20 protein-coding genes and 1 pseudogene are annotated in these 20,759 nt (G+C 62.8%); 11 read left to right on the forward strand and 10 right to left on the reverse strand.

The genetic code is table 11. The features are described 5' to 3' along the window. Window positions 1-51: 51 nt before the first annotated feature. The 3 genes from GKC70_RS13935 to GKC70_RS13945 all read left to right on the forward strand — a co-directional run bounded on the left by GKC70_RS13935 (window position 52) and on the right by GKC70_RS13945 (window position 3,476). Window positions 52-1,758, forward strand: coding sequence for an amidase (locus GKC70_RS13935; protein ID WP_342648991.1), 1,707 nt, complete (start codon window positions 52-54; stop codon window positions 1,756-1,758). A gap of 79 nt (window positions 1,759-1,837) precedes the next feature. Beyond that, window positions 1,838-2,542, forward strand: a complete 705-nt coding sequence (locus GKC70_RS13940) for a PAS domain-containing protein (RefSeq protein WP_342648992.1) — start codon at window positions 1,838-1,840, stop codon at window positions 2,540-2,542. Between the two features lie 13 nt (window positions 2,543-2,555). Further along, a complete protein-coding gene (locus tag GKC70_RS13945; protein WP_342648993.1) occupies window positions 2,556-3,476 on the forward strand; it encodes a pyridoxal-phosphate dependent enzyme in 921 nt (306 codons plus the stop codon). A 171-nt stretch (window positions 3,477-3,647) separates the two neighbouring features. On the opposite strand, the gene GKC70_RS13950 is transcribed toward GKC70_RS13945, so the two are convergent. Beyond that, the gene (locus tag GKC70_RS13950) at window positions 3,648-3,857 is read right to left on the reverse strand and encodes a DUF2945 domain-containing protein (RefSeq protein WP_029614859.1); all 210 of its coding nucleotides are present in this window, start codon (window positions 3,855-3,857) and stop codon (window positions 3,648-3,650) included. Window positions 3,858-4,071: 214 nt separating this feature from the next. On the opposite strand from GKC70_RS13950, the gene GKC70_RS13955 reads away from it, so the two are divergent. The 4 genes from GKC70_RS13955 to GKC70_RS13970 all read left to right on the forward strand — a co-directional run bounded on the left by GKC70_RS13955 (window position 4,072) and on the right by GKC70_RS13970 (window position 8,672). Then, window positions 4,072-5,169: a carboxynorspermidine decarboxylase gene (locus GKC70_RS13955; protein ID WP_342651528.1), complete on the forward strand. Its 1,098-nt coding sequence runs from the start codon at window positions 4,072-4,074 to the stop codon at window positions 5,167-5,169. 34 nt (window positions 5,170-5,203) lie between these two features. Then, the gene (locus GKC70_RS13960) at window positions 5,204-6,448 is read left to right on the forward strand and encodes a saccharopine dehydrogenase family protein (protein ID WP_342648994.1); all 1,245 of its coding nucleotides are present in this window, start codon (window positions 5,204-5,206) and stop codon (window positions 6,446-6,448) included. Between the two features lie 179 nt (window positions 6,449-6,627). After that, the gene (locus GKC70_RS13965) at window positions 6,628-7,848 is read left to right on the forward strand and encodes a putative DNA modification/repair radical SAM protein (RefSeq protein ID WP_342648995.1); all 1,221 of its coding nucleotides are present in this window, start codon (window positions 6,628-6,630) and stop codon (window positions 7,846-7,848) included. Next, window positions 7,839-8,672: a TIGR03915 family putative DNA repair protein gene (locus tag GKC70_RS13970; protein ID WP_116888006.1), complete on the forward strand. Its 834-nt coding sequence runs from the start codon at window positions 7,839-7,841 to the stop codon at window positions 8,670-8,672. The genes GKC70_RS13965 and GKC70_RS13970 overlap by 10 nt, the downstream gene beginning before the upstream one ends. A 223-nt stretch (window positions 8,673-8,895) precedes the next feature. Here GKC70_RS13970 and GKC70_RS13975 read toward each other — a convergent pair whose 3' ends face one another. Then, window positions 8,896-9,975, reverse strand: coding sequence for an ABC transporter substrate-binding protein (locus GKC70_RS13975; RefSeq protein ID WP_342648996.1), 1,080 nt, complete (start codon window positions 9,973-9,975; stop codon window positions 8,896-8,898). Between the two features lie 216 nt (window positions 9,976-10,191). Between GKC70_RS13975 and GKC70_RS13980 the strand changes: the two genes are divergently transcribed. From GKC70_RS13980 to GKC70_RS13990, 3 genes are all read left to right on the forward strand, one after another. After that, window positions 10,192-11,844 (forward strand): nitrite/sulfite reductase, encoded by a 1,653-nt coding sequence (locus GKC70_RS13980; RefSeq protein WP_029614854.1) that lies wholly within the window; start codon window positions 10,192-10,194, stop codon window positions 11,842-11,844. Beyond that, window positions 11,828-12,322, forward strand: a complete 495-nt coding sequence (locus GKC70_RS13985) for a DUF934 domain-containing protein (RefSeq protein ID WP_029614853.1) — start codon at window positions 11,828-11,830, stop codon at window positions 12,320-12,322. The genes GKC70_RS13980 and GKC70_RS13985 overlap by 17 nt, the downstream gene beginning before the upstream one ends. Before the next feature lie 141 nt (window positions 12,323-12,463). Further along, on the forward strand, window positions 12,464-14,041 hold the full coding sequence (locus GKC70_RS13990; protein WP_342648997.1) for a hypothetical protein: 1,578 nt from the start codon (window positions 12,464-12,466) through the stop codon (window positions 14,039-14,041). Between the two features lie 90 nt (window positions 14,042-14,131). Here the strand turns inward: GKC70_RS13990 and ureG are convergent, their stop codons facing one another. The 8 genes and pseudogenes from ureG to GKC70_RS14030 form a co-directional block, all read right to left on the reverse strand. Further along, window positions 14,132-14,755 (reverse strand): urease accessory protein UreG, encoded by a 624-nt coding sequence (ureG, locus tag GKC70_RS13995; protein WP_295481499.1) that lies wholly within the window; start codon window positions 14,753-14,755, stop codon window positions 14,132-14,134. 11 nt (window positions 14,756-14,766) lie between these two features. Beyond that, on the reverse strand, window positions 14,767-15,441 hold the full coding sequence (locus GKC70_RS14000) for an urease accessory protein UreF (RefSeq protein WP_342648998.1): 675 nt from the start codon (window positions 15,439-15,441) through the stop codon (window positions 14,767-14,769). Next, on the reverse strand, window positions 15,441-15,986 hold the full coding sequence (locus GKC70_RS14005) for a HupE/UreJ family protein (protein WP_342648999.1): 546 nt from the start codon (window positions 15,984-15,986) through the stop codon (window positions 15,441-15,443). Before GKC70_RS14005 ends, GKC70_RS14000 begins: the two co-directional genes overlap by 1 nt. A gap of 30 nt (window positions 15,987-16,016) precedes the next feature. Beyond that, a complete protein-coding gene (gene ureE, locus GKC70_RS14010; RefSeq protein WP_342649000.1) occupies window positions 16,017-16,484 on the reverse strand; it encodes an urease accessory protein UreE in 468 nt (155 codons plus the stop codon). Window positions 16,485-16,494: 10 nt separating this feature from the next. Further along, a pseudogene (ureC, locus tag GKC70_RS14015) lies at window positions 16,495-18,197 on the reverse strand (urease subunit alpha). Continuing rightward, window positions 18,194-18,511: an urease subunit beta gene (locus tag GKC70_RS14020; RefSeq protein ID WP_029614849.1), complete on the reverse strand. Its 318-nt coding sequence runs from the start codon at window positions 18,509-18,511 to the stop codon at window positions 18,194-18,196. The pseudogene ureC and the gene GKC70_RS14020 overlap by 4 nt, the downstream one beginning before the upstream one ends. 19 nt (window positions 18,512-18,530) lie before the next feature. Next, window positions 18,531-18,833 carry an urease subunit gamma gene (locus GKC70_RS14025; RefSeq protein ID WP_029614848.1) on the reverse strand — a complete coding sequence of 101 codons (303 nt, stop codon included), beginning with the start codon at window positions 18,831-18,833 and terminating at the stop codon, window positions 18,531-18,533. Window positions 18,834-18,844: 11 nt separating this feature from the next. Beyond that, on the reverse strand, window positions 18,845-19,678 hold the full coding sequence (locus tag GKC70_RS14030) for an urease accessory protein UreD (RefSeq protein ID WP_342649001.1): 834 nt from the start codon (window positions 19,676-19,678) through the stop codon (window positions 18,845-18,847). Between the two features lie 510 nt (window positions 19,679-20,188). Here GKC70_RS14030 and GKC70_RS14035 point away from each other — a divergent pair. Further along, window positions 20,189-20,557, forward strand: coding sequence for a histone-like nucleoid-structuring protein, MvaT/MvaU family (locus tag GKC70_RS14035; protein WP_342649002.1), 369 nt, complete (start codon window positions 20,189-20,191; stop codon window positions 20,555-20,557). The last annotated feature ends 202 nt before the right edge of the window (window positions 20,558-20,759 follow it).

Below are 20,759 nucleotides of genomic sequence, written 5' to 3' on the forward strand. Positions count from 1 at the left end.
CTTCTTGTACACTCGCCGGCATGAAATCCACTTGTACAGTTTGGTGACAGCATGATCGAGGTAACCGAGGTTTCCATTGCCGAGCTGCGCGATGCGCTCGAATCAGGTCGCACCACAGCGGTCGAGCTGGTCCAGACCTACCTGGCCCGGATCGATGCCTATGACGGCGCCGATACGCCGACCGCGCTCAATGCCGTGGTGGTGCGCAATCCCCAGGCCTTTGAGGAAGCGGCGGCCTCCGATGCACGACGCGCTGCGGGAAAGACCCTCGGCCCGCTGGACGGCATTCCCTACACCGCCAAGGACAGCTACCTGGTCAAGGGCCTGACCGCCGCCTCCGGCAGCCCGGCATTCAAGCACCTGGTCGCCCAACGCGACGCCTTCACCGTCGAGCGCCTGCGCGCAGCCGGCGCCATTTGCCTGGGCAAGACCAACATGCCGCCCATGGCCAACGGCGGCATGCAGCGAGGCGTGTACGGCCGCGCCGAGAGTCCGTACAACGCGGCCTTCCTCACCGCACCGTTCGCCTCTGGCTCCTCCAATGGCGCCGGTACCGCCACGGCGGCCAGCTACAGCGCGTTCGGCCTGGCCGAGGAGACTTGGTCGAGCGGACGCGGCCCGGCCTCGAACAACGGGCTGTGCGCCTACACCCCCTCACGCGGGGTGATCTCGGTGCGCGGCAACTGGCCACTGACGCCGACGATGGACGTGGTAGTGCCATATGCACGGACCATGGCTGACTTGCTGGAGATCCTCGATGTGGTGGTGGCCGACGACGCCGACACCCGTGGCGACCTGTGGCGCATGCAGCCCTGGGTGCCGATTCCCCCTGCCTCCAGCGTTCGCCCGCAGAGCTATCTGGCACTGGCCACCGGCAGCGCCGCGCTCAAGGGCAAGCGCTTCGCAGTGCCGCGCATGTACATCAATGCCGATGCCGACGCTGGCACCTCGGAGAAGCCCGGGATCGGCGGGCCGACCGGCCAGCGCATCCATACCCGCGCCAGCGTGATCGACCTGTGGCAACAGGCTCGGCAGGCCCTCGAAGCCGCAGGCGCCAAAGTGGTGGAAACCGATTTTCCACTGGTTTCCAATTGCGAAGGCGACCGCCCAGGTGCCCCGACCGTGTTCAACCGCGGCATCGTCACACGGGAATTCCTGCATGACGAACTCTGGGAGCTTTCAGGCTGGGCGTTCGACGATTTCCTGCGCGCTAACGGCGACCCTCAGCTCAACCGTCTGGCCGACGTCGACGGACCGCAAATCTTCCCCCACGACCCTGGCACCCTGCCCAACCGCGAAGACGATCTCGCGGCCGGCATGGACGAGTACGTGAACATGGCCAAACGTGGCCTCAAGGCCTGGGACCAGATCGCCAGCGTCCCGGAAGGTCTGCGCGGCCTGGAACAGACCCGCAAGATGGATCTGGAAGCGTGGATGGATCAGCAGGGTGTGGACGCTGTGATCTTTCCCACCGTCGCCGATGTCGGCCCCGCCGACGCCGACGTCAACCCTGCATCGGCGGACATCGCCTGGAGCAATGGTGTGTGGGTCGCCAATGGCAACCTGGCGATCCGTCACCTGGGTGTACCCACCGTCACCGTGCCGATGGGTGTAATGGCCGACATCGGCATGCCAGTGGGCCTGACCTTCGCCGGACGTGCCTATGACGACAATGCGCTGCTGCGTTTCGCTGCGGGGTTCGAGGCGACTGGATCGCGGCGCATGATTCCACCGCGCACACCCGCGCTGAACCGTTAACCCTAGAAACTCACGCACGACTCGCCAAATTCAACCAATTGTGTAAAATTCAACATAATTGTGAATTTGGCGAGCCCCCATGCAACCCCTATCTCTCCAACAAGAGCGCCAGCTCACACTCACCGTGCTCAAAGCGGCCCTAGAAGCCTTGGGCAGCGTCGCGCCGGGCAACCTGGAAATCCTCCTGCACGACCTTGATCGACCGGAGCACTCGGTGATCGCCATCGTCAACGGTCATCTCTCGGGCCGACGTGTAGGCAGTCCGATTCTGGCCGCTCCTGAACAGGACCAAGGCTTCAAGGCACTGATGCAAGCCAGCCGCGATCAACAGGGTTGCGACCCGGTGGTGTTGAACGATTACCCCACCTCACTCAAAGGCCGCAGCCTGCGCAGCGCCACCGCAATCTTTCGCGACAGCGGCGGGCATCCTTTCGCCAGCCTCTGCGTTAACACTGACCTGACCGGCCTCGACGCTGCGATGACTTTCCTTCGCCACTTCCAGCCATTAGGCGCTGCAGGTGTTGAGCAAACGCCTGGGGATGCCGCCGACCTGCCGCAACTGATGGCCGAGATCATCGAAGACGCCCTGCAGCGTAGTGGCCAAGGTCGTCTGAACAAGCAGGCCAAGGTCGAGGCAGTGCGCCTGATGCAGGAACGTGGATTGTTCATCGTCAAGGGCGGCGTGGAAAAAGCCGCCGACGCCTTGGGCGTGACCCGCTACACCATCTACAACTACCTTGAGCAGTTGCGAGGCGACGCCACGCCCACTGCCCGCCAACGCTGAACGCGGAGCGCCCATGACCTTGCACATCGCTACCCCCCTGATCGAATCCCGTCCGCTCTCACTGGCAGCGGGACGCGCCGTGTGGCTCAAGCTCGAAGCCCTGCAGCCGCCCGGCTCGTTCAAGTTACGCGGCGTGGGACATGCCTGCGAGGTGCACCATGCCCGAGGCGGCCGTCATTTCATTTCGTCGTCGGGCGGCAATGCCGGCCTGGCCGTGGCCTATGCCGGACGCGCGCTCGGTGTGCCGGTGACGGTGGTGGTGCCTGAAACCACCAGCGCCCGAGCCATCGAACTGCTCAAGCTCGAACAGGCCGAAGTGGTGATCACCGGCAGCTCCTGGCAGGAAGCCAACCAGCATGCCCAAGGCTTGCTGCAGCCAGGCGATGCGTTCATCCACCCGTTCGATGACCCACTGCTGTGGACGGGTCATGCCAGCATGATCGACGAAGTCGCACAGAGCGGCGTGAAGCCCGACGCGGTGGTGCTGTCGGTAGGCGGTGGCGGGCTGCTCAGCGGCGTGGTCGAGGGCTTGCAGCGCAACGGTTGGCACGATGTGCCGGTACTGGCAGTGGAAACCGAGGGGGCCGCGTCGCTGCAGGCGGCCATGGTCGCCGGCGGCCCCGTCGAGCTGACAGCGCTCAGTTCGGTAGCGACCTCTCTGGGGGCCAAACGGGTGGCCGATCAGGCGTTCGCGTGTACACAGCAGCATCCCGTGTTCAGCGAACAGGTCACCGACCGTGCCGCGCTGCAAGCCTGCGAGGATTTCCTGCGCGATCACCGACTGCTGGTCGAGCCCGCCTGCGGTGCAGCATTGGCGCTGGCCTACGAGCCTGGACGACTTGCAGGCTATGAGCGTGTCTTGATGATCGTCTGCGGCGGGGCCACCGCGACGCTCGAGCAGATTCGGGACTGGCTGAACAAACAACCGTACTGAGCAAGCACCGCCTCCCGGAAACTTGAACGGGCCGGCATTCACCGAGGCGTGTGTGATAGGCAAAAAAAAACCGCGCCGAGGCGCGGTTCAAGGGAGGGATAAGGTAGGCGGGACCGTCACAATGGTCCATTTCGTCCTCGGTGATCTTGCCGCTGTGCGGCTTGGCCCGTTTCAGTTCCTATGCAAGGCCGACTCCTTGTGCATCGCCAGATGCCCGGTCTTGTCGCTCTTGACTTCGTACTGCGGCTCCTCCTTCGAACAATGCCGCTGGCGCCCCATGAACGCCACATCGCGGGTATGCACTTTGACCACCGAGCCGTGGATGATCCCGGCCTCGGAATTCCAATGCACCTTGTCGCCCGCCTTGTATTTGGAACTCATGGGTTTCTCCTTCGCCAACCTGTTCGGTTGATTCAGATGGTCACAATCCTCTGTTCAACTGAGTGGACGTCGACACAAAAGATTCAATCCAGATGAACGCGCACCCGCACAGGGCATGCACCACGCGAAATCCGTCTCGTGCCCTTTCGATCTACGGCGAGGGCAGGCACAATGCGTGTCCTTTTTTTGGCCGGCCTGGCCGGGGGCCTTTGAAATGATCAAGACGCCGTATTACCTCATCGACAAAACCAAGCTGCTGGGCAACCTGGAGAAGATCGCCTATGTGCGCGAGCACTCCGGCGCCAAGGCCCTGCTCGCCCTCAAGTGCTTCGCCACCTGGTCGGTGTTCGACCTGATGGAACAGTACATGGACGGCACCACCTCGTCTTCGCTCTACGAGCTCAAGCTCGGCCGTCAGAAGTTCGCCGGCGAGACCCACGCCTACAGCGTGGCCTGGGCGGATGATGAAGTGCCGGAGATGCTGGAAAATTGCGACAAGATCATCTTCAACTCCATCGGCCAGCTCGAGCGATTCGCCGAGCAATCCGAAGGCAAGACCCGCGGCCTGCGCGTCAATCCGCAGGTGAGCAGTTCCGACTACCTGCTGGCCGACCCGGCGCGTCCTTTCAGCCGTCTCGGCGAATGGGACCCGGAAAAGATCGAGAAGGTGATCGGGCAGATTTCCGGTTTCATGTTCCACAACAACTGCGAGAACGGCGATTTCGCCCTGTTCGACAAGATGCTGTCGCACATCGAAGAGCGCTTCGGTCATTTACTGCACAAGGTGCAGTGGGTGAGCCTCGGCGGTGGCATCCACTTTACTGGCGAAGGTTATGCGCTCGAGGCGTTCTGCGCCCGCCTCAAAGGCTTCTCCGAACAGTACGGTGTGCAGGTGTATCTGGAGCCAGGCGAAGCGGCCATCACTAACAGCGCTTCGCTGGAAGTCACCGTGCTCGACACGCTCTACAACGGCAAGCACTTGGCCGTGGTCGACAGCTCGATCGAAGCGCACATGCTCGACCTGCTGATCTACCGCCTTAATGCCAAGATAGCGCCCAATGACGGTGAGCACACCTATATGGTCTGTGGCAAATCGTGCCTGGCCGGCGATATCTTCGGCGAATATCAGTTCGAGCGGCCGCTGGCCATCGGTGACCGTTTGTCCTTCGTCGATGCGGCGGGTTACACCATGGTCAAGAAGAATTGGTTCAATGGCCTGAAGATGCCGGCGATCGTCGTCAAGCAGCTCGACGGCAGCATCGAGGTCAAACGCGAGTTCGGGTTCGACGATTACGTTTCCAGCCTGTCGTGACGACAGGCCTTTTCAACAAGGAGCATCGAGTAAATTGAAGAAGAACGTTCTTATCATTGGTGCAGGAGGTGTCGCCAAGGTGGTGGCCCACAAGTGCGCACAGCATAACGACGAACTCGGTCGTATTGCCATTGCGTCACGGAACATCTCCAAATGCCAGGCCATCATCGACAGCGTCAAGGCCAAGGGTAGCCTCAAGGTACCCGCCGACATCCAGGCCTTCTCGCTCAACGCCCTCGATGTCGAGGCGACCAAGGCTTTGATCCGCGAGACCGAATCGCAGATCGTGATCAACGTCGGTTCCGCCTTCCTCAACATGTCGGTGCTGCGTGCCTGCATCGATACGGGTGTCGCTTATCTGGACACCGCAATTCACGAAGAACCAGGCAAGATCTGCGAAACCCCGCCCTGGTATGGCAACTACGAGTGGAAGCACCTCGAGGAATGCCAGCAGAAGAACATTACCGCCATTCTCGGCGTCGGCTTCGACCCGGGTGTGGTGAACAGCTACGCCAAACTGGCCCAGCAGCAGTACTTCGACCACATCGAGTCGATCGACATCCTCGACGTCAATGCCGGCTCCCACGGCAAGTACTTCGCCACCAACTTCGATCCGGAAATCAACTTCCGCGAGTTCACCGGGCAGGTGTGGAGCTGGCAGAACAGCCAGTGGACCCGCAATACCATGTTCGAGGTCAAGCGCACCGACGATCTTCCAGTGGTTGGTTCGCAGAACCTGTACCTGACCGGGCACGACGAAGTGCATTCGATCTCGAAGAACCTGGACGTGCCGAACGTGCGCTTCTGGATGAGCTTCGGCGAGCACTACATCAATGTGTTCACCGTGCTGAAGAACCTCGGCCTGCTCTCCGAGCAGCCGGTCAAGACCGCTGAAGGCCTCGAAGTAGTGCCGCTGAAGGTGGTGAAGGCGGTTCTACCCGATCCAGCCTCCCTGGCTCCAGGCTATACCGGCAAGACCTGCATTGGCGACCTGGTCAAGGGCACCAAGGATGGCCACCCACGCGAAGTGTTCATCTACAACGTCGCCGACCACGAAGAAGCCTATGCCGAGACCGACAGCCAAGGCATTTCCTACACCGCCGGTGTGCCGCCTGTAGCGGCTGCATTGTTGGTGGCGCGTGGCGAATGGGATGCCAAGCGCATGGTCAACGTCGAAGAGTTGCCGGCAGAGCCGTTCCTCAAGGCGCTGGACGTGATGGGTCTGCCGACCCGGGTCAAGGACGAACACGGCGACCGCGCGTGGGATGCTGAAGTCTAAACGATAGACGCTGCGACACCACGCCTGCAGACGGCCCGCTCCGAACGAGGACTTTGTTCCTCATCCTCGGGCGGGCCGTCTTGCTACAGGGCATCCATTCGCCCGCTGATCGGAAAGGCTCTTGCAAGCAAGCCATTCTCTCAATACTGTATGAAAAACCAGTATATCGAGAAGCCTGCATGCAACTCATCGCCAAGCTCGGCATTCTTGCCGACGCCGCCAAGTATGATGCGTCCTGCGCCAGCAGCGGCGCGCCCAAGCGCAGCTCTCGCGGGCAAGAGGGGCTGGGCGCAACCAATGGCATGGGCATCTGCCACAGCTACACGCCTGACGGTCGATGCGTGTCGTTACTCAAGATACTGCTCACCAACTTTTGCTTGTACGACTGCCAGTACTGCGTGAACCGCCGCTCCAGCAATGTACCCAGGGCGCGCTTCAGCCCCGAGGAGGTGGTGCGTCTAACGCTGGATTTCTACCGCCGCAATTGCATCAGTGGTCTGTTCCTGAGTTCGGGCATCATCCGCTCGGCCGATTACACCATGGAGCAGTTGAACCGCGTCGCACGCCTGCTGCGCGAAGAACATGGTTTCCGCGGCTACATCCACCTCAAGACCATTCCCGATGCCGATCCGATGTTGATCGAGGAAGCCGGACGTCTGGCCGATCGCTTGAGCGTGAACGTCGAATTGCCCACCGACGCCAGCCTCAAACGCCTGGCGCCGGAGAAGCAGGCGCACACGATTCGCCAGGCCATGGGCATCATTCATCAGGGCCAGCAGGCGGTGGCCGGCGAGCCGCGAGCACCGCGCTTCACCCCGGCCGGTCAAAGCACTCAGGTGATCGTGGGTGCCGATGCCACCGACGACAGTACGCTGCTGCGCAATGCCGAATCGCTCTACCAGGGCTATGGCCTCAAGCGCGTCTACTATTCCGCCTTCAGCCCCATTCCTGACAGCCCCAACAGCGTGCCATTGGCCGCCCCACCGCTGCTGCGTGAGCACCGCTTGTACCAGGCCGATTTCCTCATGCGCGGCTATGGCTACAAAGCCGGCGAACTCCTCGGCCAGACTGGCAACCTGGCGCTGGACGTCGACCCCAAGCTGGCCTGGGCCCTGGCCAATCGCGACGTCTTCCCGCTGGATCTGAATCGCGCCGAACCCGCCCTGCTCGCCCGCATTCCCGGCATTGGCCTGCGCAGCGTTCAGCGCTTGGTGGCGCTGCGACGCGAGCGGCGCATTCGCTACGATGACCTGATTCAATTGCGCTGTGTGCTGGACAAGGCGCGCCCGTTCATCGTCACCACCGATTACCGGCCTGCCCAAAGCGAATTGCGCAGCGGTTTGCTGAGAGAGCGCTTGCGCGAACCGCAAGCGCCCGTGCAGATGGGCCTGTGGGCATGATCGCGCTGGACTGCGACGACCTGTTCAGCACCTGGCGCTCTCAGGCGCGTACGCTACTGGGGCACGGCATCGACCCGAGCGAGGTCACCTGGGGCCAAGGCCCAATCGACGATCTGCTCGCACTGCCGACTCCGCTACCCGAAGGACCAGGCCCGTTCAGAGCGCGCATACCGGCTACGCTGCTCGAGCAGCTTGAACAGGCCGCACGTTATCGGGGTGATCAACGCTGGAACATGCTGTACGAGGTGCTGTGGCGCGTCGCCCATGGCGACCGCACGGCCATGCTGGCCGGCGACCGGCTTGGCAGCGAGTTGCACAGGCGAATCAAACAGGTCAGTCGTGAAGCCCACCACCTGCACGCGTTTCTTCGTTTCGTCCCGTTGCCAGAACCGATTGCCAGCCATTTGCAATTGGATTTGGTGGCCTTTCACGAGCCCGCACACGACATTCTCGAAAGCGCCAGCAGTCACTTCGCCGACCGCCTCGGACGCCAGCGCTGGCTGATCGCGACGCCAGAAGATGGCATCCGTTTCGATGGGGCGCAATTGGATTACCGCCGACGCTGTCCGCCCGAATGGATCGAGTGGGCCAGGCACGCCGAAGATCCCGGCGCGGAACTCTGGCGCACTTACTACCGCTCCACATTCAATCCTGCTCGGCTCAATCCCGACGCATTACGCTTGCACATGCCTGGCAGATTCTGGCGGCACTTGCCTGAGGGCATGCTCATTCCGCAACTTGAAGGGCTCGCTCGCCAAGGTAAACAACGCGACGGTCAGGCACTGGAAGTCGGCCAGCAACGGGGTAAACGGGTGGGGCGCTAAGCCCGGCGTGAACTGGCAGCTTTGCGTCAGGAATGCCCGAGCCAATAGACAGCGGTCACCACCACCAGCACGATCAGACACAGGATCGCCCAGGTGTCGACGCTGACGGCGGGTTTGCGCAGCTTGGTAGGATTAGCCATTGCATTGCCTCTTGGAGTGATTATCGGAATGCACGTCACCCAGCAGTAAAGCCCAGCAATGCCCTTTGCTCAAGCAAGGTCTTTCAGTAATCGACGGGTGACGTCAAAAATGGGTAGTGGTAATCACTGGCCTTGCCCTGCGCGCTGTAGCCACGGAAATCGATGCCGTAGTCTGCCCGCTCTTGCAATGCCAACCAGCGCCGCGCCTTCGCCGGGTCGATCGGCTGCAATACCGGTAGGGTGCGCACCGTGTGACCGTCACGATCAAGCGGCAGGCCCAAGGCATCATCGTGCAGCATCACCATCGCCCAGCCGCCCAGGCTGAAATGCCCACCGACCAGTGCGCTTAGTCGCCCATCGATTCGCGCCCGCAGCGCTTCGGGGGAACTGTTGATCGCGCTGAACAGCACATCGCGGCCCGGCACCCTGCCCGCCGCTTCGAACGCCTGCATGGCACCAAAGGCCATCTCGTCGTTTGCCGACCACACCAGACGCACCTTCGGATAGCGTTGCACCAGAATCTGCGCCTGCTCGAAAGCCCGCTGGCGGCTCCAGCCACCGGAAACCACCTGACGCAAACGGACCTGGGGAAAATCAGCGAGCGCCCGGCGCATGCCCTGCTCACGCAATTGCGAGGCGGGCGTGGTGCTGATGCCCGAGAAGGCCAACAACTCGATGGGGCCGCTCGACGCCGGAAGACTGGCGACCAGATCGCGCAGCATCTGGTAACCGGCCTGCTCGTCGTTGGTGATCAGCGCGCCCAGCAACGGTGCATAGCTGCCAGGCCGCGCCTTCACCGCATCGGCCTGGCTGCGCGTCAGGCCGTTGTTGACCAGCACCAGCTTGATCCCGCTACCTCGGGCCAGGCGCATCACCTCTGGCGCTGCATATTGTTCGTTGACCAACATCAGATAGTCGGGTTTGTGTGGGCTGCGCAGCAATGCACGCACCTGTGCCAGTTGCCGTTCGGCCTGGCGCTCACCGTATTGCACCTGCAACTGCATGCCCAGATTGTCCGCAGCCGCCTGCATGAATCGCGTATAGCTGACCCAGAATGTTTCGTCTGAAAGGCCCGGGTTGAGAAACACTACCGAGGCCGCCTGCGCGTTAGCCATCAACGCCAACCCGAGACAAAGGCCGTGACACAGTGCTCTGAAGAGCATTAGGAAAATCCCTACAGCACAAAGGGAAACAGTATACGGGCCTAGCTGGAGGGTTAGAGCAAATAGCAGACAATCTCACTTAGTCCAAATGGTTCTTTTCATATGCAAAAACATCACTTTTGCGCATAAATGCACTCTGCTATCGTTCCCCCGCTCCGATCCGGAGTGCGCGGCCGTGCGCGCGATTAGCTGCATGCAGCCTGAGACAGGACTTTTATGTACGTATACGACGAGTACGATCAGCGGATCATCGAGGACCGCGTCAAGCAGTTCCGTGATCAGACCCGCCGCTACCTGGCCGGTGAGCTGAGCGAAGAAGAATTCCGCCCTCTGCGCCTGCAGAACGGCCTCTACATCCAGCGTTTCGCCCCGATGCTGCGCGTCGCCGTGCCCTACGGTCAGTTGAACGCGCGCCAGGTCCGCATGCTGGCCAAGATCGCCCGCGACTACGACAAGGGCTACGCACACATCAGCACCCGGCAGAACGTGCAGTACAACTGGCCGGCGCTCGAGGACGTTCCCGAGATCCTGGCCGAGCTGGCCACGGTGCAGATGCACGCGATCCAGACCAGCGGCAACTGCCTGCGCAACGTCACCACCGACCAGTTCGCCGGCGTCGCGGCGGATGAACTGATCGACCCGCGCCCATGGTGCGAGATCGTGCGTCAGTGGACCACCTTCCACCCCGAATTCGCCTACTTGCCGCGCAAGTTCAAGATCGCCGTCAACGGCTCGAAGGACGACCGCGCCGCCATCGAAGTGCACGATATCGGCCTGGAGCCGGTGTACAACGCGGCCGGAGAGCTGGGCTTCCGAGTTCTGGTCGGCGGTGGCCTGGGCCGTACCCCGGTGATCGGTGCGTTCATCAACGAGTTCCTGCCCTGGCAGGACCTGCTCAGCTACCTCGATGCGATCCTGCGCGTGTACAACCGTTACGGCCGACGTGACAACAAGTACAAGGCGCGCATCAAGATCCTGGTCAAGGCGCTCACCCCAGAGGTCTTCGCCGAGAAGGTCGAGGCCGAGATGGCCCACCTGCGCGGCGGCAGCACCACGCTGACCGAGGCGGAGCTGCAGCGCGTGGCCAAGCATTTCGTCGACCCGCAGTATCTGGCGCTCGACAACGTCGACTTCACTGCCCTGGAGCAGGAAAACCCAGGTTTCGCCCGCTGGCGCTCGCGCAACACCCGTGCCCACAAGAAGCCCGGCTATGTCGCCGTCACCCTGTCGCTCAAGCCCACCGGCGTGGCGCCGGGCGATCTGACCGACAAGCAGCTCGATGCCGTCGCCGATTTGGCCGATCGCTACAGCTTTGGCCACCTGCGCACCTCGCACGAACAGAACATCATTCTTGCCGACGTCGAGCAGCGCCAGTTGCACGCGCTGTGGCTGGAACTGCGCGAAAGCGGTTTCGCCACGCCGAACATCGGCCTGCTGACCGACATCATCTGCTGCCCGGGCGGTGACTTCTGCTCCCTGGCCAATGCCAAGTCGATCCCGATCGCCGAATCCATCCAGCGCCGTTTCGACGACCTGGACTATCTGTTCGACATCGGCGAGCTCGACCTCAACATTTCCGGCTGCATGAATGCCTGCGGCCACCACCATGTGGGCCACATTGGCATCCTCGGCGTGGACAAGAAAGGCGAAGAGTTCTACCAGGTCTCGCTCGGCGGCAACGCTGCGCGCGATGCGAGCCTGGGCAAGATCCTCGGCCCGTCCTTCGCCCAGGACGACATGGCCGATGTGATCGAGAAACTGATCAACGTCTACGTCGAACGACGCAACGAAGACGAACGCTTCATCGACACCTATCAGCGTATCGGCATCGACCCATTCAAGGAACGCGTCTATGCAGCGAATCATTAAGCACAACGAAATCGTCGACGAGACCTGGCACCTGCTGCCCAAGGACGCCTCTTTCGATGAGCTGAGCAACTGCGACGACTACATCGTACCGCTGCAGATGTGGCGCGATCATGGCCACGCGCTGCTCGCGCGTGACGGCGGACTGGGCGTATGGCTGGACAGCGACGAGGAAGCCGAGGAAATCGGCGAGCAGGTGCAGCACTTCCAGGTCATCGCGCTGAATTTCCCGGCCTTCACCGACGGACGCAGCTATTCCAACGCCCGTCTACTGCGTGATCGCTATCAGTACAAGGGCGAATTGCGTGCCATCGGCGATGTACTGCGCGACCAGCTGTTCTACATGGCGCGCTGCGGTTTCGATGCCTTCGCTATCCGTGCCGACAAGGATCCGCAGGATGCACTGCAAAGCCTGAAAGACTTCTCGGTGACCTACCAAGGCGCCACCGACGAGCCATTGCCCCTGTTCCGACGCCGCTGATCGTCGCCGCTTATCCGTTACACCACGGTGAAAGCCGCTCTTCTCGGAACGGCTTTCACCGCCCCAACGCTCCGCCATTTTCCTCATGCATTTCATTGCCCGGCCGATACCCCGATATCCACTCGAATCGGCAGGACGCTCATGACTTCGATCACCGCCGTGCAAACCCTCGCCCCGAGGGTCGCCCTCGCGCAACCGCCCACAGCACTGACCAGCGCCGCAGATGCCCTGACCGCCGCCGCCAATGTCCCGAGCAGCACCGTCTCCCTGGGGCAGCCGACCATCGCCAGCGAGCCGCAGACCTACACTCGCCAGGGGCTGCTGCCCGGGCAGACGCGCTATGTCTGGGAGAACGACAGCCAGGACAAGCTGGCTACCTCGCTGCTCACAGCGTTCAAGACGTCCAGTACCGCCGGACGTTTCAACGGCATCGGCGCGGCGTTGATCGAGCAGTTGGTACGCAACGGCGGCAGCGGCATTTCGCAATCGGTTTTCGCCGTTAGCGACGACTCGCCCATCAACCCTGCGGTGCTGAAGCTGCAGCAGACACGCTTGCGCGAGAACCCCGACAATGGCGTCAGCTTCAGCCTGACCACGGCCTCTGGTGCGACCATCAGGCTGTCGCTGGCCAGCGGCGAGAAAGGCCTGGCGGTCAGCGCCGAGGTGGATGGCGGCGAGTTGAGCGACGACGAACTGCGCGGTTTGGGCAAACTCGCCGACAGCTTCCAGTCGACCATCGATGGCTTGAACGCACAGCCCCCGCAGTTGAAATTGGGCGCACTGGCCAAGCTCGACACCACCCTGTTCTCGTCGCTGCAGATGAACGCCAAACTGCAGACGCCCACCGGCGAACAGCGTTTCTCCCTCGACCTCAACGAGCGCACGCGCAAGCTCAGTCTGGAAGGCCCCACGGGGGAGGTTCACCTGAGCCTCGACACCCATGACGGCGAGCTGCTGGGCAGCGCAGATCAACGCAAGGCCGCGATCGCCAACTACCTGACCCAGTTCGATGCCGCCCAGCGTCGCGGCCGTGCCGACGAGAATCTGATGGGCCTATTCAAGGACGCCTTCAGCCAGCTCAACAGCCTGGACGACACCCGCCCGACCGCTGTGCAGAAACCGTTCTCCATGACCGACAAGGATCGCGCCCTGCTCAGTGGCCTGGCCGATTTCAGCGCCTCGATCAGCGAAAATGCGCAACGTAGCAACCCGATGCGCCAGGACGAAATGGACAGTTTCACCTTCAGTGCGTCGCAGCAGACCGATATCCAACGCCAGGGCCTGCAGGACTACTCGGTGCAGCAGCGTCAGCAAAGCAAGCTCGATGCCTCGTTCCACCAGGGTGCCAATCCGTTGATGGCGCTGGCGCTGGGCAGCGACCGCGAATCGCAGAATTACAGCTACCATGTGATCGACGACCAGGCCAGCAGCACCACGCGCCTGGGCTTCGACAAGGGCAAGCTGGTAGAAGCCAGTGCTACCCAGCAGGCCAGCCAGAAGGAGCGCATCCTCACCTACGTCAACGGCGACCTGAAGAGCGACGTGACCACGCCCAAGGCCGTGACCCAGTCGCGCAACCTGCAAAGCCTGCTCAAGGACGCGTTCGAGCAAGAGCGCATCGCTCAGCGCGACCGCGGCGACTCGGTGCTCGAAGGGCTGTTGCAGGGCCAGCGCAGCCAGTGGTGGCTGCAGACGGATCCGGCGAAGATCGCGGCATGATGAGCGACACCGTGCGGCGCCTGCCTAGCGGCCTCAGCCGCGATGCAGGCGCCGCGATTGCACGCACCGCCTACGCCCAGACGACCCACACTACCCCCTGACCCCGAGCATGCCGCGATCAACGATGAAATCGATGATCGCCTGCAAGCCTTCGCCTTTCTTCAGGTTGCTGAACGTCCACGGCCGCGCTGGGCGCATGCGGTTGGTATCGCGCTCCATCACCTCCAGCGACGCACCCACGTAAGGCGCCAAGTCCGTCTTGTTGATGACCAGAAAGTCCGACTTGGTGATCCCCGGTCCACCCTTGCGTGGAATCTTCTCGCCTTCGGCCACATCGATCACATAGATCGTCAGGTCGGCCAACTCGGGGCTGAAGGTGGCGCTGAGGTTGTCGCCACCGCTCTCGACGAAGATCACTTCCAGGTTGCCGAACTTGCGCGCCAGCGCTTCTACCGCCGCCAGGTTCATCGAGGCGTCCTCACGGATTGCGGTATGCGGGCAGCCGCCGGTTTCCACACCGACGATACGCTCGGGCTCCAGCGCGCCGGCTTCGGTCAGGATGCGCTGGTCTTCCTTGGTGTAGATATCGTTGGTGACCACGGCGATGTGGTAGTGATCGCGCATGGCTTTGCACAGCGCTTCGAGCAGCGCGGTCTTGCCTGAGCCGACCGGGCCGCCGACACCGACGCGCAGGGGTTGCTGATAGCTTTGCATGCAGGTAGTCCTCAAGAACGGAACAATCGGGTGTATTGGGTTTCGTGACGCGAAGAAGCAATGGCCAGCAATGGCAGTCCGCCGCCGAGCTGGTCGTCTCCGCGCATCAGCGCCTGATCGAGCACAGTGGGCAACTCGGCGCTCAGATCGCGTAGCAGGGTCTGGGCCGCCTGCTGGCCGAACGGCACCAGCTTGACACCGGCCATCACCGCACCTTCCAGCCAGGCGAAGCCGTGGCCCAGGGCCAAGTCGCGCAAGGGAATGGCCCAGTGCGCGCCCAGCCAGGCCATGCCGCCGAGCTGCGACAGCTCGAGACTGTCGCGCCAGGCCGGGGCCTGAGCGAGTTGCCAGCCGTCGAGCAGACGCGCAAACGCGCTGCCGCGCTGGCGCTCCTCCAGCCGCAGCTCGGCCGTCTCGCGGTTGGCCAGGAGGAAGCGGGTCCAATGGCCGAAGGCGTCGGCATCATCGTCTTGGCAGGCCTGGTACAAGCGCGCCAACAGCGGCCAGTCCAGCCCGCCGAGGGTGTCGTGCAGTTGCTCGCGCTGCCAGGTGCAGAAGCCCGCGGTATCACGCACCCAGCCTGCTTCCACGGCCCACTCGAGGCCCTGCGAGTAGGTGAAGCCACCCACTGGCAGGCCGGGGCTGGCCAGTTGCAGCAGGCGCAGCAGCGCCAGGTCGGCGCTCATCAGCCGACCAGCACGAAGGCAGCGCCCGCCAGCAGGCCGCCGCCGAACAACTGCTGCAACTTGCTATGGCGACGCAGCAGGCAACCGACGCCGAAGCCGGCCACCAACAGCAACGCGCTGACGCTGACGAAACCTGCGCTGAACACCCAGAATGCGCTCGGGGTGGCCTCGACACCGTGGGCCCAGCCATGGAACAGGGCGAACACCGGCATGACCAAGGCCAGCAGCATTTGCCGGCTGGGCAGCAACAGTGCGCCGGCAGCCACGACCAGCGACAGGGTGATCAGGGTTTCGACACCGACCAGGTCACCGAACAGATGACCCAGCACAGCGCCGCCGAACATCGCCGACAGCGTGGCCAGAGGCAGCGACAGGGTACGGCCCGTCAGCGCGGCCAACACGCCGGTCCCCAGCAGCATCAGCAGATGGTCCAGGCCGGTCAAGGGGTGCAGCAGGCCATCCTGCAACGGGTTGCTGTCGTGACCGGGATGAGCGAAGGCTGGCAGGGCAATCATCAGCAACGCGAGGGCTAGGGTTTTTTTCATGGTGTGCTCCAAGGCAGTTCTTCAATAGATTTACAGTCGGACGAAGGGGTGATTGTGATGGTGTCCGTGCGCAGCGCTCTGATAGGCGCCCGCCTCCGGCTCGAACGGCGCCTGCTCCTGCAGCACATCGAGGCCTAGGCCGCTGACCATTTCGTCCAGCACATGGTCGTGCTGGTAGCGCAGCAGGCCAGGCTCGATCTGCAGCGGTACGTGACGGTTGCCCAGGTGATAGGCGGCGCGGGCCAGCAGCAGCGGATCGGCGCAGCGCACCGTCGACACCTGCTCGGGCGCCGCCAGCACGCGCACTGCGTGCAGGCCGTCGGCATCGGCGAGCAGTTCGCCGCCGCGCAGCAAATGCCCGCGCGCCAGCATCAGGCCCGCCTCACGGCCATCGTCGAGGGTCACGCGCAGGCGGCTCTTGATCCGGCTGTCCACGTCCAAGGTAACGGTGCCGGTCACAGAGGTGGCCTCGGCGATGCGGCGAGTCAGGACAATCATGCTTGCTCCTTCAAAACAGAAAATAGCGCTGGGCCAGCGGCAGCTCGCTGGCCGGCTCACAGACCAGCAGTTCGCCATCGGCACGCACCTGGTAGGTCTGGGCATCGACTTCGATCACCGGTTGCAGGCCGTTGTGCACCATGTCCGCCTTGCGCACCCGACGACAGCCTCGGGTCACGCCGATGAGGCTGCGCAACCCCAGCTCGTCGGGCAGCCCGCGATCCAGGGCGGCCTGGGGCAGAAAGGTCATGCGCGTGGCGTGGCGCGCATCGCCAAAACTGCCGAACATCGGTCGGTAATGCACCGGTTGCGGCGTGGGGATCGAGCCGTTGACGTCGCCCATGGGGCGGTGACGATCATCCCACCCTTGATCACCAGCGCCGGCTTGACGGCGAAGAAGGCGGGCGACCAGAGCACCAGGTCGGCCAGCTTGCCCACTTCCACCGAGCCCACTTCGTGGGCGATGCCATGGCTGAGCGCCGGATTGAGGGTGTACTTGGCGATGTAGCGCTTGACCCGGAAGTTGTCGCTGTAGTCGCCATCGGGCGCCAGCGGGCCGCGACGCAGCTTCATCTGGTGCGCCACCTGCCAGGTACGCAGCACCACCTCGCCCACCCGGCCCATGGCCTGGGAGTCGGAGGAGGTCATGGAAAACGCCCCCATGTCGTGAAGGATGTCTTCGGCGGCGATGGTTTCGCGGCGGATGCGCGACTCGGCGAAGGCCACGTCTTCGGCGATGCTCGGGTCCAGGTGATGGCAGACCATGAGCATGTCCAGGTGCTCATCGACGGTGTTGCGGGTGTAGGGCAGTGTCGGATTGGTCGAGGATGGCAGCACGTTGGCCTGGCCGGCTGCGCGGATGATGTCCGGTGCATGCCCGCCACCAGCACCCTCGGTGTGGAAGGTGTGGATGGTGCGGTCGCCGATGGCCGCCAGGGTGTCTTCGATACAGCCGGACTCGTTGAGGGTATCACTGTGAATGGCCACCTGAATGTCCATTTCCTCGGCCACGCCCATGCAGCAATCGATGGCCGCCGGCGTAGAACCCCAGTCCTCGTGCAGCTTCATGCCCATGGCGCCGGCGGCAACCTGCTCGCGCAGGGGCTCGGGTCTGGAGACATTGCCCTTGCCCAGCAAGCCGATGTTGATCGGCAGACAGTCTGCGGCCTGGAGCATGCGTGCCAAGTACCAGGGGCCCGGGGTGCAGGTGGTGGCGTTGGTGCCGGTAGCAGGTCCGGTTCCGCCGCCAATGAAGGTGGTGACGCCGCTGGCCAGCGCTTCATCCACCTGCTGCGGACAGATGAAGTGAATGTGGCTGTCGATGCCGCCGGCGGTGACGATCTTGCCTTCGGCGGCGATCACCTCGGTGCAGGCGCCGATCGGGATGGTGACCCCAGGTTGCACATCGGGGTTGCCAGCCTTGCCGATGGCCACGATACGCCCGCCACGTACGCCGATGTCGGCTTTGACGATCCCCCAGTGGTCGATGATCAGCGCGTTGGTCAGCACCAGATCGACCGCGTCGGCGGCGACCATCTGCCCTTGCCCCATGCCGTCGCGAATCACCTTGCCACCGCCGAACTTGACCTCTTCGCCATACAGCGTGAAGTCCTTTTCCACCTCGACCCACAGCGCGGTATCGGCCAGGCGTACGCGGTCGCCCACGGTGGGGCCGAACATGTCGGCGTAGGCCCGCCGAGAAATGCGACTCATGCCCTGCCCTCCAGCGTGCCCATCACCTGGCCTTGGAAACCATAGACTTCGCGCTTGCCGGCGTAGCTCACCAACTGCACGGTGCGCGATTGGCCAGGCTCGAAGCGCACGGCTGTGCCGGCGGGAATGTCCAGGCGAAACCCGCGCGTCGGTGCGCGTTCGAAGACCAGCGCCTGGTTGACCTCGAAGAAGTGATAGTGCGAGCCGACCTGGACAGGGCGGTCGCCGTGGTTGGCCACACTGACGCTGACCCGCTCGCGGCCGACGTTGAGTTCGATGTCGCCCGCGGCGACCTGGATTTCTCCGGGAATCATGCTTGCCTCCTGGGCAGGTTCAGACGATCGGCTCGTGCACGGTCACCAGCTTGGTGCCGTCAGGAAAGGTCGCTTCGACCTGGATGTCATGGATCATCTCCGGCACGCCGTCCATGACCTGATCGCGCCTCAACACCTCGCGTCCCAGACTCATCAGTTCCGCGACCGTACGGCCATCGCGGGCGCCTTCCATCACCGCAGCACTGATAAGCGCCACCGCTTCGGGGTAGTTGAGCTGCAGTCCACGGGCCAGGCGACGCTCGGCCACCAGCGCGGCGGTGAACAGCAGCAGTTTGTCTTTCTCTCGGGGGGTCAGCTCCATGGCGGGCTCTCTCAGGTGGCCCAGATGCGCGGCGGGCACGGTGCCAGGCCGAGAACGGCCGGGCGCAGCACATGCCAGAGGCGCTGCAGGGTACGTTGCAAATGTTGGTTGTCGTGGTCGAGCAGGCGGATGACCAGTAAAGGCCCGAGCAGCGTGGCGCCAGCCGGGATGTTCAGTTCCTCGAGCAACTGACGCACCTGGTCGAGCAGGTGCGTATCGGCCGGCGCGGCGCAGAACGTCGCCACGAGGGGGTGACCGCCGAGCTTTTCCAGCCGCCCGCCTTCGATGCGCAAGCGCTCGTGCAGGCCAGGATCGTCCGGCAGGTCAATGCGCAAGCAACTGTCCAGGGCGCCGTGATCGAAACGTTCGTTCATCGCCGGTCGGCCCAGGCACAGCGTTTCCCAAGCCAGTAACCGAGCGCCAGGTTCAAGCGTGAAACGACTCTCCAGGCGCACTCGGGCACCGTCGAACAGGATGCTGTCCTGGGGCAGCCACTCCAGTGTGCTGCCGGCCTGCAGATGGAAGTGTTGGGCGACCTGGGCGGTCGGCCCGATACTGCGATAGAACTTGCTTGCGCCGGGCATGGTGAGCAAGGCATGGGCACCCGACTCCAACCGTATGTCGAGTTCCAGACGGTCACCAGCCACGATCCCGCCGGGTGGATGGAGAATATAGACGTGACAGGGCGCGCCCTCTGGATAGAACGGACGCTGCACCAGAAGAGGGCCAAAATGCTTGCGCGCACCAAGACGAGTCACCGTTTCGCATTGAATAAAGCGCAACTGCAGGAACGCACTCCAGCCTTGGTCATAGTGCAAATTATCGAGTTGTAGCGCGAACGCCATCCTGCCGCCCCTGAAATCCGTGGTTCGGGCCACCTTCGAGTCACCGCCCCGCCTAAGAGCGGGGGTGGGGGTAGGTGGCCTGTGCGAGATCGCCATCGAGATATTGCAGGTTGCGGGCCAACCGAGCGCATGAACAATAATGAAGCATACGCGCCGGCATGGGGCGCGCAGGGCCAGCGTGCTCGATCTCGGAGCCAGCCTGAGCGCGTTTTCGGTGCCAAACCGGTAATCGGGATCGAGCGCCGGGTTAGCGCAGCACGTTATCCATCGGTTTGCATCCCGTTCCGAAAGCTGAATCCTGAGCACGGGTGAATGCGATAAACACCCCAAAGATGCAGTACGGGCTAACGGGAAAGTTCAAACATTCAGATATAAAAGTTGAGGTTTACCGAACTCCAGCACCCGACTACACTCCCACCACATAAGCAGTTTCTTTATCCAAGCGGCCAGCCTTAATTGTTCGAGCATGCTTTTTACAGCCTGCCGCGCCCACTGACGGGAGTAATCATAGTGTCCAGACTTGCAGAGTTTCGCGCAGCGGAGAAAGCACTCCAGGAGCAAATCGCCCAACTGGAAGCCATGAAAAAGGATTCCAGTCTCAAACGTGAAATGGAATTCGAACAGAAACTTCTCGGGCTGATGAAGACCTATGACAAGGGCCTGCGTGAAATCGTCGCGATCCTTGACCCAAAGGCCTCCAAAGCGCCCGCAAAGACTCCAGCCAGTGCGCCGAAACAGCACCGCAGGCCTCGTGTGGTCAAGGTCTACGAAAACCCGCATACCGGCGAGCTGATCGAAACTAAAGGGGGCAACCATCGGGGCCTCAAGGCCTGGAAAGAACAGTACGGTGCAGCCACCGTGGATTCTTGGGTTCGCTGATGAAACGTCAACGCTCGCTTCACAGTTTTTTCACAAGCCGTGGGCGAATATTGAACCAGCTAAAGGATTAGCGACCCCATCAAGCGCCCGCACATGCGGGCCTCTAATTTCGGCGCCCTGCTCATGCAGGGCGCTTTCGTTTGCGCAATCGGTTCAGTGCCGTATCATGGGCGTTCTGTTTTTCCGTCGACACTCAGGTGTC

Origin of the sequence: Pseudomonas sp. REB1044 (assembly GCF_038813925.1) — a bacterium.
Lineage (GTDB): Bacteria > Pseudomonadota > Gammaproteobacteria > Pseudomonadales > Pseudomonadaceae > Aquipseudomonas > Aquipseudomonas boreofloridensis.